At 68.3% G+C, this 19158-nt stretch carries 17 protein-coding genes; 11 read left to right on the forward strand and 6 right to left on the reverse strand.

Features of this window, described 5'->3' with window-relative positions:
• The first annotated feature begins 138 nt into the window (after positions 1 to 138).
• The gene (locus ACFUEJ_RS11875) at positions 139 to 3528 is read left to right on the forward strand and encodes a pyruvate carboxylase (RefSeq protein WP_388029569.1); all 3390 of its coding nucleotides are present in this window, start codon (positions 139 to 141) and stop codon (positions 3526 to 3528) included.
• Between the two features lie 37 nt (positions 3529 to 3565).
• Here ACFUEJ_RS11875 and uraH read toward each other — a convergent pair whose 3' ends face one another.
• Positions 3566 to 3892 (reverse strand): hydroxyisourate hydrolase, encoded by a 327-nt coding sequence (uraH, locus tag ACFUEJ_RS11880; protein ID WP_165630255.1) that lies wholly within the window; start codon positions 3890 to 3892, stop codon positions 3566 to 3568.
• Positions 3889 to 4392 carry a 2-oxo-4-hydroxy-4-carboxy-5-ureidoimidazoline decarboxylase gene (gene uraD, locus ACFUEJ_RS11885; protein WP_058250627.1) on the reverse strand — a complete coding sequence of 168 codons (504 nt, stop codon included), beginning with the start codon at positions 4390 to 4392 and terminating at the stop codon, positions 3889 to 3891. Before uraD ends, uraH begins: the two co-directional genes overlap by 4 nt.
• Positions 4393 to 4443: 51 nt before the next feature.
• Here uraD and ACFUEJ_RS11890 point away from each other — a divergent pair, with 51 nt between their 5' ends.
• Together ACFUEJ_RS11890 and ACFUEJ_RS11895 are read left to right on the forward strand one after the other, a co-directional pair.
• Positions 4444 to 5028, forward strand: coding sequence for an NTP transferase domain-containing protein (locus ACFUEJ_RS11890; protein WP_058250626.1), 585 nt, complete (start codon positions 4444 to 4446; stop codon positions 5026 to 5028).
• Positions 5029 to 5158: 130 nt separating this feature from the next.
• A complete protein-coding gene (locus ACFUEJ_RS11895; RefSeq protein ID WP_165630254.1) occupies positions 5159 to 5929 on the forward strand; it encodes a hypothetical protein in 771 nt (256 codons plus the stop codon).
• Positions 5930 to 5951: 22 nt separating this feature from the next.
• On the opposite strand, the gene ACFUEJ_RS11900 is transcribed toward ACFUEJ_RS11895, so the two are convergent.
• The 3 genes from ACFUEJ_RS11900 to ACFUEJ_RS11910 are packed head-to-tail and all read right to left on the reverse strand — an operon-like array spanning position 5952 to position 9552.
• Positions 5952 to 8054 (reverse strand): xanthine dehydrogenase family protein molybdopterin-binding subunit, encoded by a 2103-nt coding sequence (locus ACFUEJ_RS11900; RefSeq protein WP_165630253.1) that lies wholly within the window; start codon positions 8052 to 8054, stop codon positions 5952 to 5954.
• Entirely contained in the window at positions 8051 to 9034 is a 984-nt protein-coding gene (locus tag ACFUEJ_RS11905) for a xanthine dehydrogenase family protein subunit M (RefSeq protein WP_165630252.1), read from the reverse strand. The genes ACFUEJ_RS11900 and ACFUEJ_RS11905 overlap by 4 nt, the downstream gene beginning before the upstream one ends.
• On the reverse strand, positions 9031 to 9552 hold the full coding sequence (locus tag ACFUEJ_RS11910; protein WP_207624906.1) for a 2Fe-2S iron-sulfur cluster-binding protein: 522 nt from the start codon (positions 9550 to 9552) through the stop codon (positions 9031 to 9033). Before ACFUEJ_RS11910 ends, ACFUEJ_RS11905 begins: the two co-directional genes overlap by 4 nt.
• Before the next feature lie 75 nt (positions 9553 to 9627).
• On the opposite strand from ACFUEJ_RS11910, the gene ACFUEJ_RS11915 reads away from it, so the two are divergent.
• Positions 9628 to 10938: an NAD(P)/FAD-dependent oxidoreductase gene (locus tag ACFUEJ_RS11915; protein ID WP_165630251.1), complete on the forward strand. Its 1311-nt coding sequence runs from the start codon at positions 9628 to 9630 to the stop codon at positions 10936 to 10938.
• A 141-nt stretch (positions 10939 to 11079) separates the two neighbouring features.
• Positions 11080 to 12207 (forward strand): nitronate monooxygenase, encoded by a 1128-nt coding sequence (locus ACFUEJ_RS11920; protein WP_065632762.1) that lies wholly within the window; start codon positions 11080 to 11082, stop codon positions 12205 to 12207.
• A gap of 49 nt (positions 12208 to 12256) precedes the next feature.
• On the opposite strand, the gene ACFUEJ_RS11925 is transcribed toward ACFUEJ_RS11920, so the two are convergent.
• Positions 12257 to 13783 (reverse strand): PAS domain S-box protein, encoded by a 1527-nt coding sequence (locus ACFUEJ_RS11925; protein ID WP_165630870.1) that lies wholly within the window; start codon positions 13781 to 13783, stop codon positions 12257 to 12259.
• Positions 13784 to 13957: 174 nt separating this feature from the next.
• On the opposite strand from ACFUEJ_RS11925, the gene ACFUEJ_RS11930 reads away from it, so the two are divergent.
• The 6 genes from ACFUEJ_RS11930 (at position 13958) to ACFUEJ_RS11955 (ending at position 19149) form a co-directional block, all read left to right on the forward strand.
• Complete coding sequence (locus tag ACFUEJ_RS11930) at positions 13958 to 15133, forward strand: acyl-CoA dehydrogenase family protein (RefSeq protein WP_055475084.1); 1176 nt, start codon at positions 13958 to 13960, stop codon at positions 15131 to 15133.
• Positions 15134 to 15183: 50 nt separating this feature from the next.
• Entirely contained in the window at positions 15184 to 15546 is a 363-nt protein-coding gene (locus tag ACFUEJ_RS11935) for a hypothetical protein (RefSeq protein WP_055475083.1), read from the forward strand.
• Positions 15547 to 15622: 76 nt separating this feature from the next.
• Entirely contained in the window at positions 15623 to 16900 is a 1278-nt protein-coding gene (locus tag ACFUEJ_RS11940; protein WP_055475082.1) for a Rieske 2Fe-2S domain-containing protein, read from the forward strand.
• Positions 16893 to 17390 carry an aromatic-ring-hydroxylating dioxygenase subunit beta gene (locus tag ACFUEJ_RS11945; protein WP_055475081.1) on the forward strand — a complete coding sequence of 166 codons (498 nt, stop codon included), beginning with the start codon at positions 16893 to 16895 and terminating at the stop codon, positions 17388 to 17390. Before ACFUEJ_RS11940 ends, ACFUEJ_RS11945 begins: the two co-directional genes overlap by 8 nt.
• 14 nt (positions 17391 to 17404) lie before the next feature.
• Positions 17405 to 18157, forward strand: a complete 753-nt coding sequence (locus tag ACFUEJ_RS11950) for an SDR family NAD(P)-dependent oxidoreductase (protein WP_055475080.1) — start codon at positions 17405 to 17407, stop codon at positions 18155 to 18157.
• A 41-nt stretch (positions 18158 to 18198) separates the two neighbouring features.
• Positions 18199 to 19149 (forward strand): PDR/VanB family oxidoreductase, encoded by a 951-nt coding sequence (locus ACFUEJ_RS11955; protein ID WP_055475079.1) that lies wholly within the window; start codon positions 18199 to 18201, stop codon positions 19147 to 19149.
• Positions 19150 to 19158 lie beyond the last annotated feature (9 nt).

Genomic DNA, 19158 nt, shown 5'->3' on the forward strand with positions numbered 1-19158 from the left:
GAAACGGGTCGGCGTCGTCGGGACATTCGCGTCGATCCGTGCCCGCCGGGAGTTTGTTCGCGCGATCTCCACCGCGATTGTGCGAGTCGCTGAGCACGCGCCGGACCGGCGCAGGCGTGAGAGAAAGAGAACACCACGATGTTCGACAAGGTTCTGGTCGCCAACCGCGGCGAGATCGCCATCCGCGCATTCCGCGCCGCCTACGAACTGGGCGCGCGCACGGTCGCGATCTTCCCGTACGAGGATCGCAACTCGGTGCACCGGCTGAAGGCCGACGAGTCCTACCAGATCGGGGCGCCGGGACATCCGGTTCGGGCCTACCTGTCGGTCGACGAGGTCGTCAGCGCGGCGGTCCGGTGTGGCGCCGATGCTATCTACCCCGGTTACGGATTCCTGTCGGAGAACCAGGGTCTCGCCGCCGCGTGCGCGGAGGCGGGCATCACCTTCGTGGGCCCGAGCGCCGAGATCCTGGAGATGACCGGCAACAAGGCGACCGCGGTGGCCGCGGCGAAGGCGGCTGGGATCCCCGTGCTCGCGAGCTCGGAGCCGTCGTCGGATCTCGACGAGTTGCTCGCCGCGGCGGAGGACATGCAGTTCCCGGTCTTCGTCAAGGCGGTCGCGGGTGGCGGCGGGCGGGGGATGCGCCGCGTCGACGAGCGTGCCGACCTCGCCGAGGCCATCGCGGCCGCGTCGCGCGAGGCCGAGGCCGCGTTCGGCGACGCGACGGTGTTCCTGGAGCAGGCCGTGGTCAACCCGCGGCACATCGAGGTGCAGATCCTCGCCGACACCTACGGCAACGTCATCCACCTCTACGAGCGCGACTGCAGCCTGCAGCGCCGCCATCAGAAGGTGATCGAGCTCGCGCCCGCACCGAACCTCTCCGACGAGTTGCGCGAGCAGATCTGCTCGGACGCAGTGGCTTTCGCGCGATCGATCGGCTACTCGTGCGCGGGCACGGTGGAGTTCCTGCTCGACGAACAGGGTCGCCACGTGTTCATCGAGATGAACCCGCGTATCCAGGTCGAGCACACGGTGACCGAGGAGATCACCGACGTCGACCTCGTCAGCGCGCAGCTGCGCATCGCATCGGGGGAGTCGCTGGCGGATCTCGGACTGACCCAGGACACGATCCGCATCCGCGGTGCCGCGCTGCAGTGCCGGATCACCACCGAGGACCCCGCCAACGGCTTCCGGCCCGATGTCGGGCGCATCACCGCCTACCGTAGCCCCGGCGGTGCCGGCGTCCGGCTCGACGGCGGTGCGAACCTCGGCGCCGAGGTGAGTGGCCACTTCGACTCGATGCTCGTCAAACTGACTTGTCGCGGACGGGATTTCCCGACCGCGGTGCGGCGTGCGCGCCGCGCCGTGGCCGAGTTCCGAATCCGTGGCGTCGCGACCAACATCCCGTTCCTGCAGGCGGTGCTCGACGATCCGGATTTCCGCGCCGGGCGCGTCACGACCTCGTTCATCGACGAGCGTCCCGGTCTGCTGACCTCGCGTTCGTCAGCCGACCGCGGTACCAAGATCCTGTCGTACCTGGCCGACGTCACCGTGAACAAGCCGCACGGTGAGCGGCCCACCACGGTGTACCCGCGCGACAAGCTGCCGACCGTCGAGCGTTCGGTGCTCGCCTCGCCGCCGAACGGCTCGCGGCAGCGTCTGCTGGAGCTCGGACCCGAGGGGTTCGCGCGCGACCTGCGCGAGAACCCGCGGCTGGGCATCACCGACACGACGTTCCGCGATGCGCACCAATCGCTGCTCGCGACTCGCGTGCGCACCAACGGGCTGCTCAACGTGGCGCCGTACGTGGCCGCGCTGACCCCCGAACTGCTGTCCGTCGAGTGCTGGGGCGGGGCGACCTACGATGTGGCGCTTCGCTTCCTGAAAGAAGACCCGTGGGATCGGCTGGCGCAGTTGCGGGAGGCGATCCCCAACATCTGTCTGCAGATGCTGTTGCGCGGCGCCAACACGGTCGGCTACACGCCGTATCCCACCAAGGTGACGACCGCGTTCGTGTCCGAGGCGACCGACGTCGGCATCGACATCTTCCGGATCTTCGACGCCCTCAACAACATCGACGCGATGCGACCCGCGATCGACGCGGTCCGCGAGACCGGCACGGCGGTGGCCGAGGTGGCGATGAGCTACACCGGCGATCTGTCCGACCCGGGCGAGGACCTCTACACGCTCGACTACTACCTGCGGCTGGCCGAACAGATCGTGGAGGCGGGCGCGCACGTCCTGGCGATCAAGGACATGGCGGGTCTGCTGCGCGCTCCCGCGGCGACCACCCTGGTGTCGGCGCTGCGGCGTGAGTTCGATCTGCCGATCCACGTGCACACCCACGACACCCCGGGCGGACAGCTGGCGACCTACATGGCCGCGTGGCAGGCGGGGGCCGACGCGGTCGACGGCGCCAGTGCCGCGCTGGCGGGCACCACGAGCCAGCCGCCGCTGTCGGCGATCGTCGCCGCGACCGCCCACACCGAGCGGGACAGCGGCATCGACCTCGCGCGGGTGTGCGACCTCGAGCCGTACTGGGAGGCGCTGCGAAAGGTCTACTCGCCGTTCGAGTCCGGTCTCCCGGCGCCGACCGGGCGGGTCTACTCCCACGAGATCCCGGGCGGGCAGCTGTCGAACCTGCGGCAGCAGGCAATCTCCCTCGGGCTGGGCAACAGGTTCGAGGCAGTCGAGCAGGCGTACGCCGCCGCTGATTCGATGCTCGGCCGACTGGTCAAGGTGACCCCGTCGTCGAAGGTCGTCGGCGACCTCGCGCTCGCGCTGGTCGGCCGCGGCATCACCGCCTCGGACTTCGCGGCCGACCCGGCCTCCTACGACATCCCGGACTCGGTGATCGGCTTCCTGCGCGGCGAGCTGGGCGACCCACCCGGTGGCTGGCCCGAACCGCTGCGCACCCTCGCGCTGCAGGGCCGCGCGCCGGCCCCCGAGGTCACCCCACTGTCCGCCGACGACGAGGCCATCCTCGACAAGCCGGGTCGTGACCGTCAGGTCCGGCTCAACCACCTGCTCTTCCCCGGTCCGGCAAAGGAATTCGAGGAGCACTACGAGGCCTACGGTGACACGTCGAGGCTCTCGGCCAACCAGTTCTTCTACGGACTGCGCTACGGCGAGGAACACCGCGTCGAACTCGAACCCGGTGTCGATCTGCTCATCGGGCTGGAGGCGGTCAGCGAACCGGACGAGCAGGGCATGCGGACCGTCATGTGCGTCCTGAACGGTCAGCTGCGTCCGATCGCGGTGCGCGACCACTCCGTCGACTCGGCTGTCGCGTCGGCGGAGAAGGCGGACCGCTCCAACCCGCACCACATCGGTGCCCCGTTCGCCGGCGTCGTGTCGCTGTCGGTCGACGTCGGCGACGAGGTCGCCGTCGGGGCGACGATCGGCACCATCGAGGCGATGAAGATGGAGGCGGCGATCACCGCCCCGGTCGCGGGCACCGTGACCCGACTCGCCATCGGACAGGTGACGCAGGTCGCGCCGGGGGATCTGCTGATCGAGATCCGCTGAGCAGATCGGCGGCGGGGCGCCGCGCCCCGCCGCCGGTTCAGCTACCCCGGTACGTCGAGTAGGCGAAGGGGCTCAACAGGATCGGTACGTGGTGATGTCGCCCGGGATCGTCGATCTCGAAACAGACGTCGATCTCGGGATAGAAACCCTTGATGTCGTTGTCGGCGAACCAGTTCCCGGTGTCGAAGACGAGGTGGTAGATCCCGGGGACGAGCGCCGCGGTGTTCACTGCGGTGATGCGACCGTCGGAATCGGTGCTGGCGCTGGACAATTCGGTCCCCGACGCATCCTGGAGGGACACCTCGAGGCCGACGGCGGGTGAACCCGACACCGCGTCGAGGACGTGCGTGGACAGACCGGTCATCTCGAAATCCCTTCGTCGGCGGCGTGCTCGGTCGACAGCATACGGAGCAGGCGGGCGCGGTTGATCTTCGCCAGTTCCGCACGCAGTACCCGGCGTTCGGTGGAGGCGTCGTTGGTCATCCGGGTCCGGAGGATGGCGAGCAGCTCGTCGGCGGGCCGCCCGTTCGCGAAGACCAGGTAGACGTGCCCGAACCGCGCCTCGTAGGCGACATTGGCGTCTCTCAGCTCGGCGAGCACCGAGGCCGACGAGCCCGCCACCCCGGACTGTTCGCGCGCCGACGAGGCGTTGTCGGGCCGGTCGCCGATCCGCGGATGCCCGGCGAGCGCCTCGTCGAGGTCGTCCTCGCTGATCTCGGCCAGTGCTCGATCGGCGGCATCGAGCACAGCGGGTACATCGCCGAAGGGCCGCGCGAGCATCATGCGCTCGATCCAGGCCGTCGATGCGCAACAGCTGCGCAGCGCTGCACGGGCTTCGTCGTCGTCCATCTCGTTGAGCCGCATGATGACCAGCCTAGGAGGCGTGGTCGCTGACGGCGCGTGGAAGATGGGGCGATGGACGACGTCATCGGGACAGCGCCCCCGGACGACCCCGCCGGACGGGTGCTCGGTGTGGTACTCGCCGCCGGAGCCGGGACCAGGTACGGGATACCGAAGATCCTCGCGCACGACGGCCAGTGGCTCGAGCGGGCGGTCGCGGCGTTGCGCGACGGCGGTTGCTCCGAGGTGACGGTCGCCATGGGCGCCGCGGTCGTCGAACCACCGGCCGGTGCCGAGACGCTGATCGTCGAGGACTGGGCCGACGGCGTCGGCGCCACGGTGGCGGCGGCCCTGCGGTGGGCGATGGCACGACCGGACGCGGCGGGGCTGACGGTGCACGTGGTCGACACCCCGGCCACGGGCGCCGACGTCGTCGCGCGCGTCCTGGGCGCGGCATCGGGTGACCGCGCCCTTCTCGCGCGAGCGGTCTTCGACGGCAGTCCGGGGCACCCGGTGTACATCGGTGCCGACCATTTCGGACCGGCTCTGCGTGTGGTCGATGGTGACGTGGGTGCTCAGGTGTATCTCCGGTCCCGGGCGGTGACCCGCGTCGAGTGCGGGGATCTGGCGCCCGGCGTGGACATCGATGAGCGGCCCTGACCTGGGATCAGCGTGCCCATTTCGAGACCTTCTCGTCGCCGTTCCGGTGCACGGTGATCCCACGTGGGACAAGCGTCCATGTCTAGGGTGCAGACATAGCCGGGTAACGGACCGCTATTCGTCGAAGCGGGTGATCACCGTGGCGCACGATCGTCGTCGACGCCTCACCGCGATTCTCGCCGCGCTCGTCGTGGGAGCCGGCCTCGCGGCATGCGCCACCGGGCCCGACGGACCGGAGCGGACACCGCCGGCCCGCGCCGCGCAGGACGCGCATCTGCCGCCCGGATTCGACACCACCTTCCGCTGGACCGCGACCGGTGTCCTCGATCCGCAGTCTGCCGAGGGCACCTTCGTCCGAGCCTTCACCGAGTCCTTCGAACTCGCCAACGCCGGACGGTCGGCAAGGTGGGGCTACCCCGGTTTCACCGACGCCGCGCCGTCGAACATCGACCAGATGGTGACGGCGTACCCCCCGATCCAGTCGACCTCGGGCCGCGAGGTCGGTACCGCCTTCTATCAGGGGTTGCGCCGCGTCGACGACAACGGCTGGGCGCGAATCGTGATGTGCCGTCACGGGTATCGGTCGGTGCAGCAGAACGGCGAGTGGACCGTCGGATACGACACCCCGCGGCCGGTGGAGATCGACATCCGCCGCGTGGGAACCGATCCCGCGGCCGCACCACGCGGGGGCGAGCGGACCCCCGGCGCCGACGTGTTCGGCGGCTGGTACACCTCCCGCTACGACTTCGCGGCCCTGTATCCGACGCCGACCCCGGATCAGAAGGCATGCGCCGCAATGACTCCGGACGGTATGCCGCACTGGCTGCCGATGGCCGACACCGAGCCGTGGCCGGCCCAGCAGCCGGTACCGGGGTGGTCGAGCTATCCGGGCGCGGCCTGACTCCGCACCGCTGGGGCAGCGACTACTGGTCGGGCAGTCCGCCGAGCAGATCGTCGAGGTGCGCCGGCAGGTTCCGGACCCGTACCCCGGTGGCGTTGTAGATCGCGTTGACCACCGCGGCGGCACTGCCGACGATCCCGATCTCGCCCGCTCCGCGCGAACCCATCGGGGTGGCGTGTTCGTCGCGGTCGTCGAGGCAGATCGCGTCGACGTCGGCGATGTCGGCGTGCACGGGGATGTGGTACTCGGCGAGATCCTGCGTGACCACGTGGCCGAACCGGTGATCGCGGACGCTCTCCTCGTGCAACGCCATCGAGATACCGAAGGTCATGCCGCCGATGAGTTGCGAACGGACGGTGCGCGGGTTGATGGCGCGGCCGATGGAGAACACCCCGAGCATGCGCGGGATGCGGATCTCCCCGGTGTCGATGTCGACGCCGACCTCGACGAAGTGCGCGCCGAACGAGGCCACGGTGAACTTCTCGAGATCAAGGTTGTCCGCCGCCTCCGCGCTGAGTTCGGCGTCCGGAGGCGGATCGTCGCCGAAACGTGCACGGAACTGATGCGCGGCGGTGACGATGGCCGATCCCCAGGACGAGGTGCCCGACGAACCGCCGGCGACGGTCGCGCTGGGCAGCGCGCTGTCGCCGATCTCGATGTCGACGACGTCGGTGGGTACGTCGAGCGCGTCGGCGGCGATGATCTTCAGGGTCGTCCACGCACCGGTGCCGATGTCGGTGGCGGCGATCCGGACCGTGTACCGCCCGTCGCGATGGGTGATCGACGCCGCGTTGCCCGGCTGCACCATGTGGGGATAGGTCGACGACGCGACCCCCAGGCCGACCAGCTGCCGACCGTTCCGGCGGGCCGCCGGCTCCGCCACACGCCGCTCCCAGCCGAATCGTCCGGCCCCCTCGCGGAGACAGTCGAGCAGCCGCCGCGACGACCACGGGTTGCCCGTCTCGGGGTCCTCGGGCGGTTCGTTGCGCACACGCAACTCGATCGGATCGAGGTCGAGGGCATGTGCGAGCTCGTCCATGGCGACCTCGCCGGCGAACATCCCCGGAGCCTCGCCGGGCGCACGCATCCAGAACGGGACCGGGACATCGAGGGGGACGACGTGGTGATCGGTCCGCCGATGGTCGGCCGAGTACATCGATCGTGAGGTGACCGCGGCCTGCTCGGCGAACTCCCCGGCGTGTGCGCTGTGGGTGAATGCCTCGTGCACCATCGCGGTGATGTGGCCGTCCCGATCGGCGGCCAGCCGCAGACGGGATCGGGTGGGCGCGCGGTGTCCGACGTAGACGAACATGTGCTGCCGGGTCACCGCGAACTTCACCGGACGACCGGGCAGGCGCATGGCCGCCATGGCCGCGAGCACGTCGTGCGAGTGCGGCGAGCCCTTCGACCCGAATCCACCGCCGACGTGCGGCGCCATCACCCTCATCTGCTCGGGTTCGAGACCCAGCACCGGCGCCAGCGAGGACACCACGCCCTGGGTCGACTGGGTCGAGTCGTAGAGCGTGAGGACAGCGGCATCCGCATCCCAGGTGGCCACCACGGTGTGCGGCTCCATCGGGTTGTTGTGCTCCTCCGGGGTGGAGTACCACTGGTCGACCGTGACCGTGTCCCCGCCGGTGGTACTGGCCGCTTCGTCCAGGATTCGATCGGGGTCGCCGTCCTGTGAGGTGGGCTCGAACCCGCCGTTGACCTGTTCGGGCCGGTAGCTGTCGGGGTGATCGACGCGGAACTCGGTGTCGTGGGCGTCCTCGTCGTAGGTGACGGTCACCGCCGAGGCGGCTTCGCGTGCCGTCTCGGGACTCTCCGCGACGACGGCGCCGATCAGCTGCCCGCGGTAGGCGATTTCGGGCGACTGCAGGATCGTGAGGTCGCCGCTGGAGGTGTCGGCCAGTTCCGGTGCATTCTCGGGTGTGAGTACGTACAGCACACCGGGCGTCGATTCGGCTGCGGCCGTGTCGAATCCGGTGATGCGTCCGCGCGCGATGGTCGCGGTGATCGGCCACAGGTACGCGGCCTCGGTGAGGTGCTCGTAGGCATACGGCGCGGTGCCGCGCACCTTGTCGGCGCCGTCGATGCGGGCGTGGGAGGTACCGATCGCGGTCATCGAGTGCTCAGCTCCCGCAGGGTGGCGATCAGGGTGCGGCGGGCGAGGGGCACCTTGAACTCGTTGCCCTCGAGTGCACGGGCCTCGCCGAGTTCGGCATCGGCTGCCGCGGCGAACAATTCGGTCGACGGTCGCTGACCACGCAGCACCTCTTCGGCCCGCGCGGCCCGCCAGGGCTTGTGCGCGACACCGCCGAACGCGATCCGCGTTTCGCCGATGGCGTCACCGTCCATGCTCACCTCGGCCCCGACGGACACGAGCGCGAAGGCGTACGACGCACGGTCGCGCACCTTGCGGTAGGTCGACGACGAGTCCGGCAGGGGCGGTGGCACGTCGATGGCCACGATGACATCGTGCGGCTCGAGCACCGTGTCGCGCTCGGGATGCTCACCCGGGAGCCGGTAGAAGTCACCGATGTCCACCACGCGCTCGCCGTCGGGGCCTTGCACGACGATGCGCGCGTCGAGGGCGGTGAGGGCCACCGCCATGTCGGAGGGGTGGGTCGCGACGCAGGTCTCGGATGCACCCAGGATGGCGTGATACCGCGTGTATCCGCCGACGGCCGAGCAGCCCGAGCCCGGCGTCCGCTTGTTGCACGGGGTCGTGACGTCCTGGAAGTAGACGCATCTGGTGCGCTGCAACAGGTTTCCCGCATTGGTCGCGAGGTTGCGCAACTGCGCCGAGGCGCCCGAGAGCAGGGCGCGGGCCAGGACGGGGTAGCGGCGCCGGACGAGGGGATGGGCGGCGGTGTCGGCGTTGCGGGCGGTGGCGCCGAGCCGGAGCGAGCCGTCGGGGCGTTCGGTGATGTCGTCGAGCGGCAGGCGTGAGATGTCGAGCAGCGCCGGCGGGTCGGCGACGCCCAGCTTCATGTGGTCGACCAGGTTGGTGCCGCCGGCGATCAGCTTCGCGCCGTCGTGATCCCGCAGGAAGTTCACGGCGGCGGGGACGTCGGTCGCACGCTCGTAGGTGAACGGGATCATCGATCGGCCGCCTGTCGGATCGCCGCGAGGATGTTCGGGTACGCCGCGCATCGGCAGAGGTTGCCGCTCATCCGTTCCCGGATCTCGTCGTCGGCCAACGGACTCGCGTCGCCGCTCGACGACGGGTCGAGGTCCTCGGTGACGTGGCTGGGATACCCCTGTTTCGCCTCGTCGAGCATCCCGATGGCCGAGCACAGCTGGCCGGGGGTGCAGTAGCCGCACTGGAAGGCGTCCTCGTCGATGAACGCCTGCTGCATGTCGTGTAGCTCGTCACCGTCGCCCAGGCCCTCGGCGGTGACGATGTCGCTGCCTTCGTAGGAGACGGCGAAGGACAGGCAACTGACGATGCGCCTGCCGTCGACCAGCAAGGTGCACGAACCGCACTGACCGTGATCGCAGCCCTTCTTCGGCGAGAAGATGCCCAGCCGGTCACGCAGACCGTCGAGCAGTGTTGTTCGCGTGTCCACGACGACGTCGTGTTCGGCACCGTTCACGGTCAAGGAGACTTTGGCTTCCACGTCGCGAGGCATACCCGTCCGTAGAGGCGGTAAACACCCGCCGAGAACCGCGAAATGTCTGGAACAATCGGTCGAATGGCCCCCTCGAGACCCAGAGTTGTTGTGATCGGTGCCGGATTCGCGGGTATGCACTGCGCCCGCAGGCTCAAGAACGAGCCGGTCGACGTCACCATCGTCGACCGCGGGACCAGCCATCTGTTCCAGCCGCTGCTGTACCAGTGCGCCACCGGTCTGTTGTCCGAGGGCGCGATCTCCAGCCCGGTTCGGCATCTGACCCGTCGGCACAAGAACCTCGACGTCGTCCTCGGCGAGGCGTCGGGCATCGACGTCGAGGGTCACGAGGTGACGGTCGACCGCATCGACGGGTCGTCGTTCCGTCTCGGCTACGACTACCTCGTGGTCGGCGCCGGCATGCGCACCGCCTACCGCGGCAACGAGGCGTTCGCGGAGTTCGCGCCCGGGATGAAGACGCTCGATGACGCGCTGTCGATCCGCCGCAAGATCATGGCCGCGTTCGAGATGGCCGAGACGATCACCGACCCGGAGGAGCAGCGGTCCTGGCTCACCTTCGCGGTGGCGGGCGGCGGCCCGACCGGCGTCGAGCTCGCCGGACAGATCCGGGAGGTCGCGACCCTGGCGCTCGAGCGCGAGTTCGACGCGATCGATCCGGCGCAGGCGCGGGTGCTGCTGCTCCACGGCGGCGACCGCGTGCTGCCGTCGTTCTCGACGCGGCTCTCGGCCAGCGCCCAGCGCACGCTCGACAACCTCGGCGTCGAGACCCACCTCGGCGTGCACGTCACCGGGGTCGGAGAGGACCACGTCGAGACGACCCGCAAGGCCGACGGGACCAAGAACGTCTACCCGGCGCGCACGACGCTGTGGACGACGGGCGTCGAGGCCGTCCCCTTCGCCACCACACTCGCCCGGTCGCTGGGTGTCGAACAGGACCGCGGCGGGCGGATACCGGTCGAGGCCGATCTCTCGGTCCCGGGCCATCCCGACATCTTCGTCTGCGGCGACATGAGTTCCTACCGAGACCTGCCCGGGGTCGCCGAGGTGGCGATGCAGGGCGGCCGGCACGCCGGGGCGGTGATCGCGGAAACCGTTGCAGGGCAACAGGAAAGAACTCCGTTCAGATACCGCGATCTGGGAACCGCGGCCTACATCGCCCGCCGCCACGCGATCGTCCAGTCCGGCCCGCTCCAGCTGTCGGGGTTCCTCGGCTGGGTGGCCTGGGGCGTCATCCACATCGCCTTCCTGGCGGGTGTCCGCAACCGGATGGGAACCGTCATGACGTGGGGCGCAACGCTGCTCACCGACACCCGGCGGGAGCGCGCCATCACCTACGGCGACCCCGAGACGGCGCGGCAGCCCTACGGACAGTGACCGGGTCGACTCGGCCCGCTCGCTTCGCTCCCGGCGCCGGGTTGATTCGGCCCGCTCGCTTGTCCGTGACCGCCTCGCCTGGTATTCAGAGTAGAACACGTTCTAATTCTGGTTGTTCTTCTGACGGGCGAGGAGTCTTCCATGCACACCCCGATCTGCGACGAGCTCGGTATCGAGTTCCCGATCTTCGCGTTCACCCACTGCCGGGACGTGGTGGTCGCGGTGAGCAAGGCGGGCGGTTTCGGAGTGCTCGGCGCGGTCGGCTTCACCCCCGAGGAGCTCGAGATCGAGCTCAAGTGGATCGACGAGCACATCGGCGACCGTCCCTACGGCGTCGACATCGTCATCCCGAACAAGTACGAGGGCATGGACTCGAACATGTCGGGCGAGGAACTCACCAAGATGTTGCAGTCGATGGTGCCGGCGGAGACCCTCGACTTCGGGCGCAAGCTCCTGCGTGACCACGGCGTGCCGCTCAACGAGGACAGTGACAACTCCCTGCAGCTTCTCGGTTGGACCGAGGCCACTGCCACGCCGCAGGTCGAGATCGCGCTCCAGCACCCCAAGGTCACCCTGATCGCGAACGCCCTCGGGACGCCACCCGCCGACATGATCGAGAAGATCCAGTCCGCCGGCCGCAAGGTCGCCGCGCTGTGCGGATCGCCGAAGCAGGCCCGCAAGCACGCCGATGCGGGTGTCGACATCATCATCGCCCAGGGCGGCGAGGGCGGCGGTCACTGCGGCGAGGTCGGCTCCATCGTGCTCTGGCCGCAGGTCGTCAAAGAGGTTGCGCCGGTGCCGGTTCTGGCCGCCGGCGGTATCGGCAGCGGTGAACAGATCGCGGCCGCGCTGGCCCTGGGCGCGCAGGGCGCGTGGACCGGATCGCAGTGGCTGATGGTCGAGGAGGCCGAGAACACCCCGGTCCAGCAGCAGACCTACATCGACGCCTCCAGCCGGGACACCGTACGGAGCCGATCGTTCACCGGCAAGCCGTGCCGCATGCTGCGCAACGACTGGACCGAGGCCTGGGAGGATCCGAAGAATCCCGATCCGCTGGGGATGCCGTTGCAGTACATGGTCTCCGGGATGGCGGTGGCCGCGACGCACAAGTACCCCGACGAGAGCATCGACGTCGCCTTCAACCCGGTCGGGCAGGTGGTCGGGCAGTTCCGCAAGGTCGAGAAGACCTCTGCGGTGATCGAGCGGTGGGTGACCGAGTACATCGACGCCACGAGCAGCCTGGACTCGTTCGCCAACGCGAACGCCTAGCCGGGGCTAATTCGCGCGGCCTCGTTTCCGTCCCGCTGATTGGATTCAATCAGCGGGACGGAAACGGCGACGCGGGAGCCGGGGAGTGGCCGGCGCCGTCCTCGGCGATCGTCGCGAGAGGGAGCGTCACCTGGACGGTGGTTCCCGACGGTTCGTTCGGCAGGTACCGGATCGTCCCGCCGTGGCGTTCGACGATGTGCTCGGAGATGATGAGCCCGATTCCGGAACCGTCCTGCTTGGACGAGAACGCGCCGGAGGCGAGGCGATCGGTGGGCGCGCCCGTCATGCCGCGTCCCTGGTCACGGATCCACACCGAGGCCAGTCCGTCGGACTCGCCGGTCTGGATCGTCAGTTCCTTCACCTCGGTTGTCGGACGGACGATCTCGTCGAGTGCGTTGACGCACAGGTTGATGATGACCTGTCCGATGAGCACGTTCTCGCCCTGGATCGGCAGGTCGCGGTCGGGGATCTCGGCGTACACGCGTACGCCCTGCTCGGCCGCGCGTAGTCGCACGAAGTACAGGCTCTCCTCGACGGTCTCGTTGAGATCCATGAGCGTCGAGGTGCTCTCGATGCGTCGTACGTAGCGGCGGACGGAGGCCACGATGTCGGCGGCGCGGTGGAGTTGCTTCTCGATCTGGTCGATGCCGTAGGCGAGGCTGCGGGCGTCGACGGTGTCGGCGGAGACGCGGGCCTTGAGCCCGCTCAGGTAGTTGGTCGACGCCGCGAGCGGTTGACCGAGCTCGTGGGCCAGGATCATCGCCATGTCACCCATCGCGTGGTAACGGCTCAGATATTGGAGGTTGGCCTCCTGGTAGGCGTTGCGGCGTTCCCATTCGACGCGGTCGGTCACGTCGCGCACGGTCAGGACCCGCGAGGAGATGCCGTCGTGGGCGACGATCTCGAGTTCGCCGGCCAGCCACACGGTGCTGCCGTCGTCCTTGATGATCTCCTGTTGGATCTCGACCGAGCCCGCTCCGTCCGTCAGCCGTTCGATGACAGGGTCACTGGTCAGCCGGGGCTCACACCGGCCGAGGTCTTCCAGATGGACGCCCGACAGCTCCGCGGGGGTGCGGCCGAACAGCTTGGCGGCCAGTGGGGAGATGTCGTCGATGCAGTTGTCGTCGTCGAGCACGACGATCCCGGCCGACGTGTGGGTCATGATGCGCTGCAACGACTCCGACACCCAGGTCAGTTCTTCCTGCAACTCGACCTCGTCGGAGATGTTGCGGAACTCGACCATCACGACCGGCCCGTCCTCGCAGCGCACCAGGGTCGCGCGGGCATCGGTGAGGAACTCGGTGCCGTCCTTGGCGCGGTACTTCCACTGTTTGCGGCTCGACCCGTGCACCACCGCGGACTGGAGCCATGCCACGCCGACCTCGCGACGGTACTGACGCTCCTGGGCGCTCATGTGGTGTGCCTTGAGGGGCTTGAGTTCCTCCAGGGTGAACCCGAAGATCCGGCACGCGGCCGGGTTGGCCCACAGGATGTTCTTCGAACTCGCCTCGTGGATGAGGATGCCGGTGCCGGTGTGCAGGATCATCTGCTCGAAGTCCCGACGGGCGGGGAACATCGCCATCACCTCACCTTCGCCGAGTTCTCGTCTTCGCCCCCGCCACGATGCCATGCGGGTGAGGACACGCAAGTAAGGAATTGCTTACCCGCGGCGCGGGAAATCCCGATACCGCGTCGGGTCTCGCGTCCATAGTGTCGGACTCGAGATCGAGAGTCGATTCCGAACGGAGACATGATGACCGCGGAGAGCCTGACCGAACGGGTGTGTGCGGAACCGGCGGGGGCGGCGCGCGACGCCGCGTTCGACCACGCGCTCGACGTGCTCCGGGATCGTCGGGACGAGTTCAACTCGCAGCGCTACGTGCCCGCCGACTTCATCGCGTTGCTGAAGCGTGCCGGAATGTACCGGGCCTCGACGCCGGCGGCGTTCGGTGGCGAGCCGATGGCACCGTCGGATTTCATGTCGCTGGTCGAACGCATCTCCGCCGTCGACCCTGCCACCGGGTGGGTGTCCAGTTTCGGATCGTCGCTGGTCTACTTCGCCGCGCTGCCGGCCGAGACCCAGCAGAAGATCTACGCGCACGGTCCCGATGTCGCCTACGCGGGCGGGCTGTTCCCCATGCAGGAGGCACAGCGGGTCGACGGCGGCTACCTGTGCTCGGGGGTCTGGCAGTTCGCCAGCGGATGTCGCGGCGCCGACCTCCTCGGGATCGGTCTGGCCGGCGGACCCGAGACCGGCGGCAAACCGCTGACCGCGCTGGTCGATCCGGCCGAGGTCGAGATCGTCGACAACTGGGATGTCGCCGGGATGAAGGCGACCGGCTCCCATGCCATCCGCGCCGACCGCGTGTTCGTGCCCGAGGAGATGACCTTCGTGCGCGGCGGCGCTCCGCAGATCGACGAACCCCTGACCCGGTACCCCGCGTTGGCCTACGCCGCGCAGGTGCTGGCGGTGGTGACCCTCGGCGCGGCCCGGGGCGCCCTCGACTACGCGATCGAGGTTGGCGCGGCGCGGACCTCGATCACCGGAGGTGCCAGCAAGGGCAACCGGCCGGCGTACAAGAGCGGCCTGGCGGTCGCCGAGGCCGAATTGCGTTCGGCGCGAGCGTTCTTCTACGACAGCACCGACCGGGTGTGGGCCAAGGCCGTCGCGGGACAGCACATCTCGACCGACGATCAGGCCCTGTTGCGGTTGAGTGCCACCCACGCCGCGCACGTCGGGCGCAGCGTCGTGCTGCAGGTGTTCGACCTCGCCGGCACCGGGGCCATCTACGAGACCCATCCGCTGCAGCGGTTCCTGCAGGACGCGTTGGTGCCCGCGCAGCACGCGATGCTGCAGACCAACACCTACGAGGCCGCCGGTGCACTGCTTCTCGGCCTCGAGGCCGGAATCCCCAGCTTTCCCTGACCCACCCGTCATCCAGCCCAGACGTCACGACCGCGAGGAGACCATCACCCATGTCCGACGAACCGTTGCGCACGCTGTTCTGTGTCGGGAACAACCAGAACTTCTTCGACCTGCCCAAGGCCGACATCGGTCCGGTGTGGGAGGCCACGATGGAGTTCCTCACGAGTCTGAAGAACCTCGACGGTGTCGAGATCATCGGGACCTTCGACGACGACGCCCACATGGTCGGCCCGTCCGACGGCTGGCCGTGGACGTTCTACGTCCTCGCCGACGTGCGCGACCAGCCGACCGTCCGGGCGGCCTGCAACCTGTTGCGCACCATCATGGTCGGTGAACATGCGCTCTGGAAGTACTTCAAGGTCGAGGCGCGGATGGGACGAGCCCTCACCATCCGCGACGACGTCCCCTCATGAGCACCGCCTCCTGATCTCTCGCGCACCGACAGCCCCTCTCCGCGCCCCGGCGCGGTCGACACACGAAGGAACATCGATGACCACCATCGAGCGGCCGACCCGCGGCTTCGCGGACCTCGCCGAGAAGGACCGCGTCGCCGGTCAGCTGTACACCGATCCCGAGATCTTCGCCGAGGAGATGCGCAAGATCTTCTACCGCACCTGGGTGTGGGTCGCGCACGAGAGCGAGGTCCCCGAGGCGGGCTCGTTCAAGACCACCCAGGTCGGGGACCAACCGGTCATCGTGACCCGGGATCGCAAGGGCAACTTCAACACCCTGCTCAACCGGTGCCGGCATCGCGGGGCGACGGTGTGCGACCAGCGCAGCGGCAAGGCCAACGGCTTCACCTGCCCGTACCACAACTGGTCGTACACCCTCGACGGTCGACTGCGCGGCATCCCGTACCCGGACGGTTACGAGGGCGTCGTCGAGAAGAACGACTTCCCCCTGCAGAAGCTGCGCACCGAGAGCTATCTCGGCATGATCTTCGCGACGTTCAACACCGAGATCGAACCGCTCGAAGACCACCTGGGTGATGCGAAGATCTGGATGGAGCGATTCCTGAAGCAGTCCAACGGATTCCCCACCAAGGTCCTCGGCAGTCACAAGTTCCGGTTCAAGGGCAACTGGAAGATCCAGCTCGAGAACACCACCGACGGTTACCACTTCCCGATGGTGCACAAGTCGTGGATGGCCTCTGTCGACGCCGAGACCGCGAACATGATGTCGTTCATGGACGATCCGGCCGCCGAGACGCACGCGCTCGGCAACGGTCACAGCGTCGCGATCATGGCGGCCGCGCACGCGGACCTCGACATCGACGACGGTTCCGAGGAGGTGCAGCCGCGGTTCCAGCATCTCGTCGACGAACTCGCCGAGGCGGGGGAGAGTCCCGAACGCATCCGTCGCTACATGCGCTCGATGCACGGCTGCGGGTTCAACCTCAACATGTTCCCGAACATCGCCATGTCGTCGTCGTTCTTCCGGGTTCTCATCCCGATCAGCGTGGACGTGACCGAGGTGTGGCACATGGCGATCGGCATGGACGGTGGGCCGGAGAGCATCAACCGCGAGCGCCTCCGGATCCACGAGCACTTCCAGGGCCCCTTCGGCTTCGGCAGCCCCGACGACGCCGAGGGATGGGATCGCGTCCAGATCGGCGCCGGTGGCAACCCGAACATGCCGATCCTGGTCAACCGCGGGGAGAACCGCGAGTACACGACCGAAGAGGGTTGGCCCACATCGCATGTCACCGACGAGACGGGGATGCGCGAGTCCTACGCCATGTGGAAGAAGATGATGAGCGATGACTGAACTGCACAGTTTCAACGACCCGCGCGTCCTGCGCGCGATCGCGCTCGTGTGGAAGGAAGCCGAACTCCTCGACGCCAAGGACTACCCGGCGTGGGAGGCCCTCTACACCGATGACGCGCACTACGTCATCCCGATCGATCCCGACACCGACGATTTCGACTCGTCGCTGAACATGGTGTACGACGACCAGCGGATGCGGCGCCTGCGCGTCGAACGGATGATGCAGGGTTACGCGCCGTCGGCGGTCGCCGCTGCCCGCACGGTCCGGGTCATCTCGCGGTTCACCGTGTCGGACGTCAGCGACGACACCGTCATCCTGCGGTCCGCGCAGATCCTCAACGCGTTCAAGCGCGATGCCTTCTCGACGATCGGCGCCGAGCTCACCCACACCATCAGCCTCGGTTCCGACGGTAACGACCGGATCAGTCTGAAGGTGGCCCGTCTCATCGACAGCGAGGACGCGGTCAGCGCCTCCGGTTACCTGGTGTGAGGACGGACCTGGACATGAGTTCGACGAACAAGGGGATCGCGGTCGTCACCGGTGCCGCCGGCGGCATGGGTTCGCACATCGCCCGCCGGCTGCACCGGGACGGTCATCGCGTCCTGCTCACCGACATCGCCCTCGATCCGGCCCAGCGCATCGCCGAAGAACTCTCGCCCGACGGGTCGACCGCACGGGCGGCCGTCCTCGACGTGGCGCACCGGCAGGGTTTCGTCGACGCGCTGGCGCATGTGCAATCCGTCTGGGGCACACCGACGATCGTCGTGAACAACGCGGCATTGACCCAGGCGGCCGATCTCATGACGCTCGACGAGCCGGACTTCACCCGCGTGCTGAACACCAACGTCAACAGCATCTTCTTCGGCTGCCAGGTCTTCGGGGCCGCGATGGCCGACGAGGGGTACGGCCGCATCGTCAACATGGCGTCGCTGGCCGGTCAGAACGGCGGCACCGCCACCGGCGCGCACTATGCCACGTCCAAGGGCGCGATCCTGACGGTCACCAAGATCTTCGCCAAAGAGCTTGCGGCCAAGGGTGTCACGGTCAACGCGATCGCGCCCGGGCCGCACGACCTGCCCGTCGTGAAGGCGACCGTGCCGCCGGAGAAACTCGACGCCGTGATCGCCGGCATCCCCGTCGGGAAGCTGGGCAGCCCCGAGTTCATCGGGGACATGGTCGGCCTGCTGACCGCCGAGAACGCCTTCTTCGTCACGGGTGCGTGCTGGGACGTCAACGGCGGGCTCTTCGTCCGCTGATCGCACCTCGAGAATTATTCGCCACCACCAGGAGCACCGCCATGGCCCTCACCGACGTCGTCGTCTCCGCGATCGTCCAGGAGACCCCGAGCATCAAGACCTTCTACCTGTCGAGGCCCGACGGCTCGACGATGGGGGAGTACACGCCCGGAGCGCACATCGATGTCGTCGGGCCGACCGCCATCACCCGCCAGTACTCGCTGTGCAGCCGGCCCGACGGGCGGGAGTCCTTCGCCGTGGCCGTCAAGCGCGAGGATCAGTCCCGAGGTGGTTCGGCCGCACTGCACGAACTGCGCGTCGGCGACCGGCTGCAGATCAGCGAGCCACGGAACCTGCTCGGGATCGATTCCACAGCAACGCATCACGTCCTGGTGGCGGCCGGCATCGGGATCACCCCGATGCTCAGCATGGCGCGCTACATGGACGTGCACGGGATCGGCTTCGAGCTGCACTACTTCGCCCGGACAGTCGATGACGCGGCGTTCCTGCCGCTGCTGCGGGAGCGTTGCCCGGACAAGCTGCACGCGCATGTCGGCGTCGGTCGTGAGGCCCACGGACCGATCCTGACCGCCGCGCTGGAATCGGCGCCGCAGGGCTCGCATGTCTATGTCTGCGGCCCGGACGGGTTCATGACCAAGGTCCGGGAATTGGCCGAACAGTTCATCCCGGCCGACGCGGTCCACTTCGAGAACTTCCACGCCACCGATCAGCCGGATGCGTCGGAGAACACGTCCTTCGACGTCGAACTCGACGGCGAGATTTATCACGTCCCGGCCGACCGGAGCATCGTCGAGGTCCTCGAGGAGAACGGCTGCGACGTCGACACCTCGTGTCAGGAGGGCATCTGCGGTACGTGCATCATGCAGGTCCTCTCCGGTGATCCCGAGCACCGCGACAACGTGCTGACCAAGGCCGAGCGAGAGTCCGGAGAGGTGATGGCGGTCTGCGTCTCGCGGACCACCGGCGAGAAGATCGTGCTCGACTATTACTGACCCGAGCGC

The sequence above is a fragment of the Gordonia sp. NPDC057258 genome (assembly GCF_042668985.1).
GTDB classification, from domain to species: Bacteria; Actinomycetota; Actinomycetes; order Mycobacteriales; family Mycobacteriaceae; genus Gordonia; species Gordonia hongkongensis.

What these genes read in the sequence shown, in the direction of transcription:
- ACFUEJ_RS11900 (WP_165630253.1), bottom strand. Translation starts at nt 8,054, where the DNA reads ATGACCGCGATCGGTACCTCCCACGCCCGCATCGACGGCGCCGACAAG.
- uraH (WP_165630255.1), bottom strand. Translation starts at nt 3,892, where the DNA reads ATGACCGGTCTGTCCACGCACGTCCTCGACGCGGTGTCGGGTTCACCC.
- ACFUEJ_RS11930 (WP_055475084.1), top strand. Translation starts at nt 13,958, where the DNA reads ATGATGACCGCGGAGAGCCTGACCGAACGGGTGTGTGCGGAACCGGCG.
- ACFUEJ_RS11925 (WP_165630870.1), bottom strand. Translation starts at nt 13,783, where the DNA reads ATGTTCCCCGCCCGTCGGGACTTCGAGCAGATGATCCTGCACACCGGC.
- ACFUEJ_RS11890 (WP_058250626.1), top strand. Translation starts at nt 4,444, where the DNA reads ATGGACGACGTCATCGGGACAGCGCCCCCGGACGACCCCGCCGGACGG.
- ACFUEJ_RS11915 (WP_165630251.1), top strand. Translation starts at nt 9,628, where the DNA reads ATGGCCCCCTCGAGACCCAGAGTTGTTGTGATCGGTGCCGGATTCGCG.
- ACFUEJ_RS11920 (WP_065632762.1), top strand. Translation starts at nt 11,080, where the DNA reads ATGCACACCCCGATCTGCGACGAGCTCGGTATCGAGTTCCCGATCTTC.
- ACFUEJ_RS11935 (WP_055475083.1), top strand. Translation starts at nt 15,184, where the DNA reads ATGTCCGACGAACCGTTGCGCACGCTGTTCTGTGTCGGGAACAACCAG.
- ACFUEJ_RS11905 (WP_165630252.1), bottom strand. Translation starts at nt 9,034, where the DNA reads ATGATCCCGTTCACCTACGAGCGTGCGACCGACGTCCCCGCCGCCGTG.
- ACFUEJ_RS11950 (WP_055475080.1), top strand. Translation starts at nt 17,405, where the DNA reads ATGAGTTCGACGAACAAGGGGATCGCGGTCGTCACCGGTGCCGCCGGC.
- ACFUEJ_RS11875 (WP_388029569.1), top strand. Translation starts at nt 139, where the DNA reads ATGTTCGACAAGGTTCTGGTCGCCAACCGCGGCGAGATCGCCATCCGC.
- uraD (WP_058250627.1), bottom strand. Translation starts at nt 4,392, where the DNA reads ATGCGGCTCAACGAGATGGACGACGACGAAGCCCGTGCAGCGCTGCGC.
- ACFUEJ_RS11945 (WP_055475081.1), top strand. Translation starts at nt 16,893, where the DNA reads ATGACTGAACTGCACAGTTTCAACGACCCGCGCGTCCTGCGCGCGATC.
- ACFUEJ_RS11955 (WP_055475079.1), top strand. Translation starts at nt 18,199, where the DNA reads ATGGCCCTCACCGACGTCGTCGTCTCCGCGATCGTCCAGGAGACCCCG.
- ACFUEJ_RS11940 (WP_055475082.1), top strand. Translation starts at nt 15,623, where the DNA reads ATGACCACCATCGAGCGGCCGACCCGCGGCTTCGCGGACCTCGCCGAG.